At 68.2% G+C, this 12,713-nt stretch carries 12 protein-coding genes and 3 tRNA genes; 7 read left to right on the forward strand and 8 right to left on the reverse strand.

Features of this window, described 5'->3' with window-relative positions; translation table 11 throughout:
• Positions 1 to 103: 103 nt before the first annotated feature.
• The 3 genes from A6I89_RS02840 to A6I89_RS02850 all read right to left on the reverse strand — a co-directional run bounded on the left by A6I89_RS02840 (position 104) and on the right by A6I89_RS02850 (position 2,603).
• A complete protein-coding gene (locus A6I89_RS02840) occupies positions 104 to 757 on the reverse strand; it encodes a TetR/AcrR family transcriptional regulator (RefSeq protein ID WP_013416568.1) in 654 nt (217 codons plus the stop codon).
• Between the two features lie 107 nt (positions 758 to 864).
• Positions 865 to 1,653, reverse strand: a complete 789-nt coding sequence (locus A6I89_RS02845; RefSeq protein WP_022596841.1) for an ABC transporter permease — start codon at positions 1,651 to 1,653, stop codon at positions 865 to 867.
• Positions 1,650 to 2,603, reverse strand: coding sequence for a daunorubicin resistance protein DrrA family ABC transporter ATP-binding protein (locus A6I89_RS02850; RefSeq protein WP_022596840.1), 954 nt, complete (start codon positions 2,601 to 2,603; stop codon positions 1,650 to 1,652). Before A6I89_RS02850 ends, A6I89_RS02845 begins: the two co-directional genes overlap by 4 nt.
• 110 nt (positions 2,604 to 2,713) lie before the next feature.
• On the opposite strand from A6I89_RS02850, the gene A6I89_RS02855 reads away from it, so the two are divergent.
• From A6I89_RS02855 to A6I89_RS02865, 3 genes are all read left to right on the forward strand, one after another.
• The gene (locus A6I89_RS02855) at positions 2,714 to 3,475 is read left to right on the forward strand and encodes a TetR/AcrR family transcriptional regulator (protein ID WP_005512123.1); all 762 of its coding nucleotides are present in this window, start codon (positions 2,714 to 2,716) and stop codon (positions 3,473 to 3,475) included.
• A 1-nt stretch (position 3,476) separates the two neighbouring features.
• Positions 3,477 to 5,183 (forward strand): DEAD/DEAH box helicase, encoded by a 1,707-nt coding sequence (locus A6I89_RS02860; RefSeq protein ID WP_022596839.1) that lies wholly within the window; start codon positions 3,477 to 3,479, stop codon positions 5,181 to 5,183.
• A gap of 77 nt (positions 5,184 to 5,260) precedes the next feature.
• Positions 5,261 to 6,631 carry a dipeptidase gene (locus tag A6I89_RS02865; protein WP_013416564.1) on the forward strand — a complete coding sequence of 457 codons (1,371 nt, stop codon included), beginning with the start codon at positions 5,261 to 5,263 and terminating at the stop codon, positions 6,629 to 6,631.
• An 11-nt stretch (positions 6,632 to 6,642) separates the two neighbouring features.
• On the opposite strand, the gene bcp is transcribed toward A6I89_RS02865, so the two are convergent.
• The gene (gene bcp, locus A6I89_RS02870) at positions 6,643 to 7,113 is read right to left on the reverse strand and encodes a thioredoxin-dependent thiol peroxidase (protein WP_022596838.1); all 471 of its coding nucleotides are present in this window, start codon (positions 7,111 to 7,113) and stop codon (positions 6,643 to 6,645) included.
• Between the two features lie 144 nt (positions 7,114 to 7,257).
• Here bcp and A6I89_RS02875 point away from each other — a divergent pair, with 144 nt between their 5' ends.
• A complete protein-coding gene (locus tag A6I89_RS02875) occupies positions 7,258 to 7,479 on the forward strand; it encodes a DUF3618 domain-containing protein (protein WP_013416562.1) in 222 nt (73 codons plus the stop codon).
• Positions 7,480 to 7,624: 145 nt separating this feature from the next.
• Here A6I89_RS02875 and A6I89_RS02880 read toward each other — a convergent pair.
• Both A6I89_RS02880 and A6I89_RS02885 read right to left on the reverse strand, forming a co-directional pair.
• Positions 7,625 to 7,697, reverse strand: a tRNA-Lys gene (locus A6I89_RS02880).
• A gap of 35 nt (positions 7,698 to 7,732) precedes the next feature.
• Positions 7,733 to 7,805: transfer RNA gene (locus A6I89_RS02885), tRNA-Lys, on the reverse strand.
• 272 nt (positions 7,806 to 8,077) lie between these two features.
• Between A6I89_RS02885 and A6I89_RS02890 the strand changes: the two genes are divergently transcribed.
• Both A6I89_RS02890 and A6I89_RS02895 read left to right on the forward strand, forming a co-directional pair.
• On the forward strand, positions 8,078 to 9,322 hold the full coding sequence (locus tag A6I89_RS02890) for a L,D-transpeptidase (protein ID WP_022596836.1): 1,245 nt from the start codon (positions 8,078 to 8,080) through the stop codon (positions 9,320 to 9,322).
• A 52-nt stretch (positions 9,323 to 9,374) separates the two neighbouring features.
• Positions 9,375 to 9,602 carry a hypothetical protein gene (locus A6I89_RS02895; RefSeq protein WP_005512131.1) on the forward strand — a complete coding sequence of 76 codons (228 nt, stop codon included), beginning with the start codon at positions 9,375 to 9,377 and terminating at the stop codon, positions 9,600 to 9,602.
• A 652-nt stretch (positions 9,603 to 10,254) separates the two neighbouring features.
• On the opposite strand, the gene A6I89_RS02900 is transcribed toward A6I89_RS02895, so the two are convergent.
• Positions 10,255 to 10,327, reverse strand: a tRNA-His gene (locus A6I89_RS02900).
• An 83-nt stretch (positions 10,328 to 10,410) separates the two neighbouring features.
• Positions 10,411 to 11,010 carry an oligoribonuclease gene (orn, locus tag A6I89_RS02905; RefSeq protein WP_013416560.1) on the reverse strand — a complete coding sequence of 200 codons (600 nt, stop codon included), beginning with the start codon at positions 11,008 to 11,010 and terminating at the stop codon, positions 10,411 to 10,413.
• An 83-nt stretch (positions 11,011 to 11,093) separates the two neighbouring features.
• On the opposite strand from orn, the gene A6I89_RS02910 reads away from it, so the two are divergent.
• On the forward strand, positions 11,094 to 12,698 hold the full coding sequence (locus A6I89_RS02910) for a helicase HerA-like domain-containing protein (RefSeq protein ID WP_022596834.1): 1,605 nt from the start codon (positions 11,094 to 11,096) through the stop codon (positions 12,696 to 12,698).
• The last annotated feature ends 15 nt before the right edge of the window (positions 12,699 to 12,713 follow it).

The raw sequence follows: 12,713 nt of genomic DNA on the forward strand, positions 1-12,713 counted from the left end.
GGAAAATACGAGGCCGGTCGACGGACACAATCCGTCGGCCGGCCTCGTTCTTCGTTTACAAGGGGGCAGCGGGTACCGGCCACGCGTGCGGCGCGGTACCCGGCTACTTGGAGCGGGATTCCTTCTCGGCCACAAGCAGATACGCGACCATCAGGCGCTTGAGTTCGGCGACCGCGTCGGCGTGGCTCTGCCCGTCCTGTACCGAGAAATTGAGCATCGAGTACACGACGTGGACGAGGACCTCGGCCATCATCGTGCGGCGCTCGCGGGGCGTGTGGGGAGTGAGAGGCGCGAGCATGCGCGTGACCCGCTCGGCGAACTGCTTCTCGTGGATCACACCCGTCGCGCGGGTGGACGGCGTCGACTGCATCGCGAGCCACACCTCGCGGCGGGACGGATCCGACGTCCACAGTCCGGCCATGTGGTCGACGAACGTGTTGAGGAACCGCAGCCAGTCGAGCGACGGAACCTCGCCACCGAACGCCTCGAGTTCCTGCTGCACACCCACCAGGTCCTGCCGGTTGAGTTCGCACACGATCACGTACTTGTTCGCGAAGAACTGGTAGAGGGTGCCGATGGGGACGTCGGCGCGCGCCGCGACCTCCTCGCACGTGAACGACTCGAACCCGACGTCGACGAGCAACTCGCGGGACGCGTTGAGCAATGCGTCGAACTTGCGACGGCTGCGTTCCTGGGTGGGACGCTTCCGCGGCATCAGTTCCTGGGGGTCGCTCTGGACCTCCAGCGCGGGGTCCACCCGGCGAGGGGGACGGCGGCTGGTAGTGGACTCCACGAGCACAGGTTATCTGTCTTTTCGTTCGGATTCGACGAGGTTCCCGCTTCTGGTGTTTCCTCCGGTACCGCCTACCGGGCGGTGCGCCTGCGGTACAGCGTCGTGGCGGCCGCGTACCCCACCGCGGCGATCGCGACGCACCACCCGACGGCGAGCCATGCGCTGTTGCCGACCGGGGTCTGCATCAGTAGCCCGCGCACGGTCTCGATGATCGGCGTGACCGGCTGATTCTCCGCGAACCACCGCAGCCACGTCGGCATGGTTTCCGCCGGTACGAACGCACTGCTGACGTACGGGAGGAACAGGATGGCGAAGGTGAAACCGTTGGCCGCCTCGGGATTCTTCGCGAGCAGGCCGAGTGCGGTCGCCAGGTACGACAGCGCGAACACGAACAGCGCCAGAACACCGACCACGCCCAGCCAGCGCACGGGATTCGCGGTGGGCCGGAACCCCATCAGCAGGGCCACCGCCACGACGAGGGCGCTGGTGACGAGATTGCGGGTGACGCTGGCGAGCACGTGGCCGTTGAGCACCGCCGAACGCGCGATCGGGAGCGTGCGGAAGCGGTCGATGATGCCGTCGGTCATGTCGGCCGACACACTCACCGCCGTCGTCGCCGAACCGAATGCGGCGCACAGCAGGATGATTCCGGGCACCACGTAGTCGATGTACGCGCTGCCGGTGTCGATGGCGCCGCCGAAGACGTACACGAACAGCAGCATCAGCATGACGGGGAGCGCGAGCGCGGTGATCATCGTGTCCGGGCTGCGCGTGAGGTGGGTGAGATTGCGCCGCAACATAGCCCACGAATCCGCGATCACGGTCCGGCCGTCGTGCCGCGCGTCGAGGGGCGTCGTCATCGGACAGCTTCCTTCTTCTCGGAGCCGGTGAGGGCGAAGAACACGTCGTCCAGATCGGGCGTGTGCAGGGCGAATCGTTCGACGGACAGCGTCCGGTCGTCGAGGCGGGCGAGGATCCGCCCGAGGGAGCCGATGCTGCCGTCGGTGGGGATCGTGAGTGTCGCCGTCTCGGCGTCGACGACCGCCTCGGGCAGTGCGGCGGCGGCCGCCGCGGCCTGTGTGCCGTCCTGGAGCCGCAGTTCGACATGACCGCCGGGGACGAGCCGCTTCAGTTCGTCCGCCGACCCCTCCGCCACGATTCGGCCTCCGTCGAGCACTGCGATGCGGTCGGCCAGGGCGTCCGCCTCGTCGAGGTACTGGGTGGTGAGCAGGATCGTGGTGCCCTCGCGCACCAGCTCCCGGACCATGTCCCACATGTCCCGGCGGCTGCGCGGGTCCAGCCCCGTCGTCGGCTCGTCGAGGAACAGGACCTTGGGCCGGGCGACCAGGCTCATCGCGAGGTCGAGGCGCCGCCGCATGCCTCCGGAGTACGTGTCGGCGCGGCGGTCGGCGGCGTCGACGAGGTCGAACCGGTGCAGCAGTTCGTCGGCGCGGGCCCGAGCTCCGCGGCGACCGAGGTGATGGAGTTCGCCCATCAGGGCGAGGTTCTCGCGTCCGGTCGAGAGCTTGTCGACCGAGGCGTACTGGCCGGTGACGCTGATGTCGGCGCGGACCGCGCGGGCCTGCGACGGGAGTGTGTGCCCGGCCACCCGGACCTGTCCTGCGTCGAACGGCAGCAGCGTCGACAGCACGCGGACGGTGGTCGTCTTGCCGGCGCCGTTGGCTCCCAACAGCGCGAACACCGACCCTGTGGGCACGTGCAGATCGACTCCGCCCAGCACCGTTCGCTCGCCGAAAGCCTTGCGCAGCCCGGTCACCGCGACGGCGTGGTCGAGAGATTGTGGGTTCATCCGAACACTCCTCCCCATAACTGTGTATGACATATACAACTGCTTAGACCATACGCAGTTTTAGGATGAGCGCAAGAGCGACCGGGGTGACAGGCAGGAGCACGACGCGGATGGAGACCACAGGGGAGGCGGCGCTGCCTCGATTCGTGGAACTGGCGTGGGGATTGGACGAGTCCGGTCGGCGCGGCCCCAAACGGGGTCTGTCTCTCGACGAGATCCTCGATGCCGCCATCGAACTCGCGGACGAGGAGGGTGTCGCGGCGCTGTCGATGGCGCGGGTCGCCAAACGCCTGGGCTTCACCACGATGTCGCTGTACCGGTACGTCGAGAGCAAGGACGAGCTACTCGAGCTGATTGCCGACCGGGTGATCGGAGCCCCACCGGACATCCCGGCGAACGTGTCCTGGCGGGCCGGACTCGAGACCTGGGCGCGCGCCGAGTACGACGCCCTGATGCGCCACCGCTGGTGGCTGCGCCTGCCGATCGACGGGGCGCCGCTGGGGCCCAACAACATCGCCTGGCTCGAGGCCGCCCTCCGCTGTCTCGCGTCGACGCGGCTACCCGAGGCGCTCAAGGTGCAGGTCGCGCTGAACGTCTCGGTCCATGTCATCGGACGGGCGCGATTCACCGCCGATCTCGTCGTGAACGCCGAGTCGGACAACTACGCGGCCATCCTGCCGCGGCTGATCGATCCGACCCGGTTTCCCGCGCTCACCGCGGCCCTCGACGGCGCTGCCTTCGCCGCGGACGACGTGGACTGGGAGGACTCCGACTTCCGGTTCGCGCTGGGCCTCCTCCTCGACGGGGTCGAACGTATCGTCTCGCGCTACGAGTCCGGTGCCGCCGGCGACGACGCGAACTCGGATTCCTGACGTGGCCGGCCGCACCGTTCGCCGACGTCCGGCGAAGAAGACCGCGCGCAAGGCCGCTTCCGCCCCGGCTCTCCCCGTACCCGCGGCGGGGGAGCGGGTGTGGATGCTCGACGTCCCGCACCGCGTCAGCGCGGCGGGCGCCACCTGGAACAAGAAGCTCCGTTGCCACGTGTTCGTCGGTCGTGACCTGCCGGCGTCGCTCGCGCCGTTCGCCGCGAAGCCCTACAGCTACCAACAGTGGCTCGCGGACGACTTCGCCGGGACGCGGGGGCCTTCGGCGACGGCAGCTGCCAAGACTCCGCGCCCGGAGCAGCTCGCGGCCGGCAGCGCGATCGCCGACGCCGCACGGCACGGGATGCGCGGCATGGCTCTGTTCGACGACGTCGGCATGGGCAAGACGATCTCGGCGGTCCTCGGCGCCAAGGAGGTACTCGCGCAGCGCGGCGGCACGAACGTGCTGGTGATCGTCGACCGACCGACGGCGATCACGATCCCGTCGTGGCGTTCGACGATCGCTGCGGTCGGTGACGGCGGCTACCGCTGGCTGATCTGCTCTCCCGACCAGTTGAAGAAGCTGATCGCCGCCAACGGCCGGCCCAAGTTCGCTTTCGACGTCGTCATCGCGGACGAGGCGCAGAACTTTCGGCACACGTCCCAGCGCACCGACTACATGCGCCGCATCACGAAGATGCTCGCTCCGCCGGACAGGGCGCCGTTCCTCATCGCGGTCACGGCGACTCCGGGACACCACCCGGGCGAGTGGCGATACCTGTCGTCGCTGTTCGCGCAGATCCACGGCGAGGACCCGGCGGAGTGGGACGACCTCGGCGCGAGGCTCGCCCGCGCCGGGCTCCCGCTGGCCCGCAGATTCGGTTCCTGGCAGTGGTCACCGGAGGCCCTGGAGCGGGTGGCGTTGCAGGCCGAGGCCGTCGCCGTCGTACGCGGCTGGCTCACCGCGCACGATCCACCCCTGATGCTGCACCGCAACTCTCCGTGGGGGCCGGCACCGATCGACGGGCTCGGCGTCGAGCTCACACCCACGGAGCAACAGCAGTACGACCTCGAGTGGGGCGAGTTCCGACGTGAGATGGGCGTGGCCCGTACCGGATCGGATACCGCACGGGGTCTCGCTGCGCTGCTCAGGTTCCGGCAGAAGGCCGGAATGATCCGGGTCCCGCACACCGTCGATCTCGCCGCGGCGTACGTGGCACGGGGCTATCAGGTGGTGATCGCCGCGGAGATGGTGTCGACCGCGGCCGCACCGATCGCGGAAGCACTCGAGGCCCGCGGTGTCCCGGTGGCACGGATCTTCGGAGGTCGCACCGACGCGGAGGAGCAGCGGTTGCGGTTCCAACGCGGACTGGCGCCGGTCTGCGTGTTCACGACCACCACCGCGATCAGCCTCCACGCGAACGAACAGCTCTCGGACGGCACGTCCGCAACCGCGACGCCGCGGATCGGCCTGTTCCATCAGCCGCGGTACTCCGGCATCGCTGCCCGGCAGACGGTCGGCCGCGCACACCGCGACCACCAGGTGTGCCCGTGGTTCCTGCTCTACAGCGAGGGCACCGTCGAGGAACGGGCCGCCACGACGATGGTGCAGCGGCTGCTGGTGGCTGCCGCGTCCGTCGACGGCGACCTGAGCACCCTCGGGGCGATCGCGGAACTGTTCGGGGCCGAATGGCTGCCGTCCGACGCCCTGGCCTAGCGGAACGCGCGGATGCTCACGCGCGTCCGTCCGGGCTCGTAGGCTCGGAGCGTCACGTCGAGAGTCCTGGAGGTGCGGTGGTGGTGGAGAAGTCGGACGAGATCCGGACCCGGGTGAGGCAGCTCATGCCGACCGCGCGCGACGAACTCGCGACGCTCGTCGGATTCCGTTCCATCGCCGATCCGCGCCAGGCGCCGCCGGAGCAGTGCACCGGGGCGGCGAAATGGGTCGCCGACGCCTTCCGGTCGGTCGGCATCGAGCACGTGGAGCTTGTGGAGACGTCCGACGGATCGAAGGCCGTCGTCGGGCACCATCCGGGCCCGGACGGCGCCCCTACCGTCCTGCTGTACAGCCACTACGACATCCAGCCCGCCGGCGACGAGGCACTCTGGCATTCACCGCCGTTCGAGCTCACCGAGCGGGGCGGGCGCTGGTACGGGCGCGGCGCGGCGGACTGCAAGGGCAACGTCGTCATGCACCTGCTGGCGCTGCGCGCGCTGTCGTCGGTCGCGGACACCTTCCCGGTCGGAATCCGGATCGTGTCGGAGGGTTCGGAGGAAACCGGCACCGGTGGTCTCGAGCAACTGGTGCAGGACCGTCCCGACCTGTTCGCCGCCGACGTCGTCGTGATCGCCGACACCGGCAACGTCGCCGTGGGGCAGCCGACGGTCACCACGAGTCTGCGGGGGATCGCGAACGTCGTGGTTCACGTGGAGACCCTGGAAGGGGAACTGCACTCGGGAATGTACGGCGGCTCCGCGCCGGACGCGCTCGCGGCGCTCGTGCAGATGCTGTCGACGCTGCGTGACCACGGCGGCAACACCGTCGTCGACGGACTCGACACCGCGCAGGACTGGGACGGGGCGCAGTATCCGGAACAGCAGTTCCGCAAGGACGCCGGCGTGCTCGACGGGGTGCGGCTGACCGGATCGGGATCGGTCGCCGACGCCGTCTGGGCACGGCCCGCGCTGACCATCCTCGGCATCGACGCCCCGCCCGTGATCGGGTCGGCGGCGGCCATCCAACCGCGCGCATCGGCGCGCCTGAACCTGCGGGTGCCGCCCGGCATGGATCCTCAGCGGGCCCAGGACGCGCTCGTCGCCCACCTGGAAGGCGCGGCCCCGTGGGGCGCGCACGTGCGGGTCGAGCGCGAGGTCGTCGGTGCCCCGTTCCAGGCGCAGACGTCGGGCCCGGGCTACGCGGCGCTGCAGGCGGCACTGGAGACCGCGTACGGCCATCCGCTCGCCGTGGCCGGGCAGGGCGGGACCATCCCGTTGTGCAACGTGCTCGCCGAACAGTTCCCGGGCGCCGAGATAGTGCTCATGGGAGTGGAGGAGCCGCAGGCCCTCATCCACGCGCCCAACGAGAGCGTCGACCCGTCGGAGATCGAGAACCTCGCCGTCGCCGAGGCCCTGTTCCTGCTGGGCCTCGGCGAACGGGGGGAGTGAACGGAGCGGGCCTAGACGGACAGGTCGCGGCGCAGCTTGGCGACATGACCGGTGGCGCGCACGTTGTACTGTGCGACCTCGATCTTGCCGTCCTCGTCGACGAGGAACGTCGAGCGGATGACGCCCTGGACGACCTTGCCGTACATCTTCTTCTCGCCGAACGCGCCCCACGCGGTGAGTGTCGTCTTCTCCGGGTCCGACAGCAGCGGGAAGGTCAGGCCCTCGTTGTCCCGGAACTTCGCGAGCTTGGCCGGCTTGTCGGGAGAGATACCGACGACGTCGAGGCCGGCGCCGTTGAGCTCGTCGAGGCTGTCGCGGAAGTCGCACGCCTGCTTGGTGCAGCCCGGCGTGCTGGCGGCCGGGTAGAAGTACACGATCACCTTGCGGCCGCGGTAGTCGGCGAGGGACACCTCGTTGCCGTCGGCGTCGGGCAGGGTGAACTCGGGAGCGATGTCTCCGGGGGCAAGCCTGTTGTCGGTCACAGCGAGTGAGGCTACCGAAGGGGCCTGACGGGTGCGGTCTGCGCCGCGTCGGCTCTTCTGTTCTACGGTTGTGTCGAGCCGGGCCGGTAGCGTGACCGGCACAGCAGCATCACAGCCGCATCATTCGAACCAGTTGGAGGACACGTGCCCAGGGACACCGAGGCCATCGAGCGGGACATCGAGAACGCCCGCAATCAGCTCGCGCAGACACTCGACGTGCTGGCCGTCCGCACGAATCCGAAGCGGCTGGTCGAGACCACCAAGCACACGGTGCTCGCGAAGCTGAACGAGCCCGCTGTCAAGGCGGCGCTCATCGGTGCCGGTGCCGTCGTCGGACTGCTCGTGCTGCGCAAGATCTTCCGCTGATCGATCCGCACTCGATCTCCGAACGGGACGTCGGGGCACGCATCCGCGTCACGGTGCGTACCTGATGTCCCGTTCGTCGTTCGGCGGGCGGCGGATTCCCGAGACACGAAGAAGGCCCCCGCACGATGTGCGGGGGCCTTCTCGGTGCGCCCACAGGGACTCGAACCCCGGACCCAGTGATTAAGAGTCACTTGCTCTACCAACTGAGCTATAGGCGCTAGCTCTGCTCGAACGTCCAGTGGACGATCCAGCGTGCGCCGCCAGGGACTCGAACCCCGAACCCAGTGATTAAGAGTCACTTGCTCTGCCAGTTGAGCTAGCGGCGCATTTTGCCTCGGCGGGGTGTCCCCGCTCGGTGCGAGGAGAACATTAACGGACCGCTTCCGACGAAAGCAAATCAGTCCCTCTGTAACCACTGCGGCGCAGGTAGCGATTGGTATTCGACCGTTACTCGACTGTCCGGCACGTCGTCGGAGGGCGCGTCGTCGGACTGGCATCATGCAGGTGCGCGAGCGACGGACCGGTCGGGTTCCGGCGCCGGGGCGGGGCACGCCAGGCGGGTGTGTCGTGGTTGTTGTGGTTGTGAAGTGGGGTTTTCATGAAGATCGGTCGCGGGGTCGAGAGTCGGCGCGGCGGGCTAGTCGGACGTTCGAAGGTTCCGGTCGTGGTTGCGGCGGTGGCCGCAGCGCTCGGGGCGGTGATGCTCGTCACCGGCTGCACCATCTCGACCGGGCCGGCCGGGGCGTCGACGTCGTCGGACGCGCCCATCGACTCGAATCCGCTCCTGTCGTTGATCAAGCCGGTCGTCACCACGACGGTCACCGACGGGGCCGTGGGTTACTCGCCCGGTGACCCGGTAGCGGTGCGCGTCGCCGACGGTCGCCTGGTCGACGTGGAGCTGCGCAACCCAGAGGGACGCGCCGTCGAGGGCGTGGTCGCCCCGGACGGGTTGTCCTGGACCAACACCGAGCCGCTCGGTTACAACCGCAAGTACACGTTGCGGGCCGACGCCTACGGGCTCGGCGGCTCGACGTCGACGACGCTCACCTTCACCACGAGTGCGCCGGGCAACCTCACCAAGCCGTACGTGATGCCCGGTGACGGCAGCGTCGTCGGCATCGGGCAGCCGGTCGCGGTCCAGTTCGACGAGAACATCCCGGACCGCAAGGCGGCGGAGGCGGCGATCGAGATCGTCACGGTGCCGCCTGTCGAAGGCGCGTTCTACTGGCTCAACAACCGGGAGGTCCGCTGGCGTCCACAGAACTACTGGGCGCCGGGAACCAAGGTGACCGTGGACGTCAAGGTCTACGGCCGCGAGCTCGGCAAGGGGATGTTCGGGCAGGAGGACGTCCACTCCTCGTTCACCATCGGGGATGCGGTCGTCATCACCGCGGACGACGACACCAAGCAGGTGACGGTGAACGTGGCCGGTAAGGACGTCAAGACGATGCCGACGTCGATGGGCAAGAACAGCACCCCCACCGACAACGGCGTCTACATCATCGGAGATCGCTTCGACCACCTGGTGATGGATTCGTCCACCTACGGCGTCCCGGTGAACTCGGCGGACGGCTACCGCACGCCCGTCGACTGGGCCACGCGAATGTCCTACAGCGGCATCTTCTTCCACTCCGCACCCTGGTCTCTCAGCGAGCAGGGAAACACCAACACCAGCCACGGGTGCCTCAACCTGAGCCCGTCGAACGCGAAGTGGATCTACGACAACACCAAGCGCGGCGACATCGTGATCGTCGAGAACACCGTCGGGGGGACCTTGTCGGGCACCGACGGCCTGGGCGACTGGAACATCCCCTGGGAGACCTGGCGCGCCGGCAACGCATGACCGCCGATTAATCTGGGTGTGACCGAATCGTCCGAAGGAACGGGAGCTGAACGTGGAATCGGTGGGAGTCGGGGACCTGGTGCAGGCGGCGGGACATGCGGGCCCGTGGACCGTCCTCGAGGTCCGACACGGCATGGCACTCCTCGAACACGCCGACGGCCACCGGCTGTCGCGTCGGACGACTTCGCTGACCGTGGTGCGCAAGGCGCAGCCCGGTCCCGCCGCCCCGGCGGCCGAATCGGCCGACAGCGACGGTGAGTCGCCCACGCTGTTCGACTAGTCCCACGCCGTTCGATCGGGAGGGGTGCGACGAGTCGATGCGCGCCCCGTCGCTCCGGCGACACGAAAGTGGCCGGCACCAGATGGTGCCGGCCACTTTCGTAGTTTGCGGTTCTGATCCGTCAGGACGGGATCAGATGACGCCCAGCAGGGCGAGCAGGCCGATGACGCCACCGATGCCGCTGACGAGGCCGGCGCCGATGCCGAAGTAGTTGCGGATCTCGGGGGTCGAGGAACCGAAGGTAGGCATGTTTTCTCCTGTTGTTGATGCTGTCGGGCTGCGTCAGTGAGGAAAGTCACTGCCGTGCATCGAAGATGCTGCGCGTCACAGTAGAGAACGGATGAACATACGGTTAAGAACAGGTCTCACTGAGTGGGACTTGTCAGTTTTTCCTGGTCAGACGCATTTGTTCCTACTGTCCGGTAACGAACGGTGAAATAGGTCACGTTTCTTGTTCTACCTCGCGTTTTGCGCACTTGTCGCGCGATGCGGGGTCCCGCACGCGCGACAAGTGCGCAAAACGCAGGAGTGGGGTAGAGGCGGCTGTCGCGCGGCACGAGCGCGGGTCGGGGTCCGACACAGAGCGACACAGAGTCCCGGGGGCGGCGCGGGAACGAGAAAAGCCCCGGCGGATGCCGGGGCTTTTCTTCGGGGTGACTGACGGGACTCGAACCCGCGACAGCCAGGATCACAACCTGGTGCTCTACCAACTGAACTACAGTCACCATCGCTGTAACTTCCGGCGGGGCCGGTTGCTGCAGCGAGATGAATACTAGCCTGTCGATCGAGGAAAGTGCCAATCGGCAGGTCAGGCGGGGCCCAGGGCCTCCACCACGGCGGCGATCTCGGTGGTCGACGGACCCGGATCGGCGACGAACGCCGTGCGGCGGTAGTACTGCAGTTCGCGGATCGACTCCTTGATGTCCGCCAGCGCGCGGTGCGACAGGCCCTTCTCCGGCTGACCGAAGTAGATCCGGGGGTACCAGCGCCGGCACAGTTCCTTGATGGAGCTGACGTCGATCATGCGGTAGTGCAGGTGGGAGTCGAGTTCGGGCATGTCGCGGGCGATGAAACCGCGATCGGTCGCGATCGAGTTACCGGCCAGCGGCACCGTGCCGGCGACGGGTACGTGCTCGCGGATGTACGCCAGCACCATCTGTTCGGCCTCGGCGAGCGTCACCGTCGACGCGCGCACCTCTTCCGTCAGTCCCGACTTCGCGTGCATCTGGGTCACGACGTCCGGCATGTCCGCCAGCGCCTCGTCGTCGGCGTGGATCACGATGTCCACGCCTTCGCCCAGGATGTTGAGGTCGCTGTCGGTCACGAGGGCCGCGATCTCGATGAGCTTGTCCGAACCGAGCCGAAGCCCCGTCATTTCGCAATCGATCCATACCAATTTGTCTTGCACGAGAAACACAGTAGTCAGGGACCGTCGGGATATTGTCCACGGTGGAGAACTTCCCGCACGCTTTCTGCTCGAGGAGGACGTCCATGACGGTTGATCCGAGTGCCGACGGCGCGCAGTCGCCCGCGGGGAACGGCCGAATCGCCGCCGCCGCTGCCGAGATCGCGTCCGGCTACGCGTCCGACGGGGCGGCCGTGGAACTGGGAGCGATCGTCGTCGACGACGTCGTGGATCCGTCCGCGCGCGTGCGCATTCCGCTCGCCACCCTCAACCGTCACGGACTCGTGGCGGGGGCGACGGGCACCGGCAAAACCAAGACACTCCAGGGCATCGCCGAACAGCTCTCGGCCGCCGGGGTTCCCGTCGTCATGGCCGATGTGAAGGGCGACCTGTCCGGGCTGTCCGTCGCGGGGGCCTCGAACGACGCCATAGTGACGCGCGCCCGCGAGACGGGCGACGCGGACTGGTCTCCCGAGCGCTACCCGGTGGAGTTCCTCTCCCTCGGCACGGAGGGGAGCGGCATTCCGGTGCGCGCGACGATCACGAGCTTCGGGCCGATCCTGCTCGCCAAGGTGCTCGGACTCAACGCGACGCAGGAGTCGACCCTCGGGCTCATCTTCCACTGGGCGGACACCCGCGGGCTGGCGCTGCTGGACCTGAAGGATCTGCGGGCGGTGATCGCGCACCTGACGTCCGACGAGGGCAAGGCCGACCTGAAGGGCATCGGAGGAGTGTCGGCGGCCACCGCGGGGGTGATCCTGCGGTCGCTCGTGAACCTCGAGGCGGACGGCGGTGACACGTTCTTCGGTGAGCCCGAATTCGAGACGGAGGATCTGCTCCGCCTCGCCGACGACGGCCGCGGGATCGTCACGCTGTTCGAGCTCGGCGCCCAGGCAGCACGACCGGTGATGTTCTCGACGTTCCTGATGTGGGTGCTGGCGGACCTGTTCCAGACGCTGCCCGAGGCCGGGGATCTCGACAAGCCCAAGCTCGTCTTCATCTTCGACGAGGCCCACCTGCTGTTCGCGGACGCGTCGAAGGCGTTCCTGGCGCAGGTGGAGCAGACCGTGAAGTTGATCCGTTCCAAGGGCGTCGGCGTGTTCTTCTGTACGCAGTTGCCGACGGACGTGCCCAATGCCGTCCTGTCGCAGCTCGGGGCCCGGGTGCAGCACGCGCTGCGCGCCTTCACCCCGGACGATCAGAAGGCGCTCACGAAGACGGTGCGCACGTATCCGACGACCGCGCACTACGACCTCGCGAAGGCGCTGACATCGCTGGGCACGGGCGAGGCGATCGTGACGGTGCTGTCGGAGCGGGGTGCACCGACGCCGGTGGCGTGGACCCGGATGCGGCCACCGCGCTCTCTCATGGGCACGATCGGCGACGACGGCATCCGCTCCGCGGTTGCGGCGAGCACACTGCAGCCGAAGTACGGGCAGACGGTCGACCGGGAATCGGCGTACGAACTCCTGAGCGCCAAGGTGGCCGGGGCGCCGAACGCAGACCCGGCGCTGGACGTGCCGCCGGTGCCGGACCTTCCCGACCTGCCGCCGGCGCCGGACGAACCGAGTGTGACCGAGCAGATCCTCGGTAATGCTGCCGTGAAGAGTTTCCTGCGGTCGGCCGCGTCGGCGGCGGGACGAGAGATCTCGCGGAGCATCTTCGGTACCGGGCGCCGCCGACGGCGGTGACGCCCGGTACCGAAC

The organism is Prescottella equi (genome assembly GCF_002094305.1).
Taxonomy (GTDB): domain Bacteria; phylum Actinomycetota; class Actinomycetes; order Mycobacteriales; family Mycobacteriaceae; genus Prescottella; species Prescottella equi.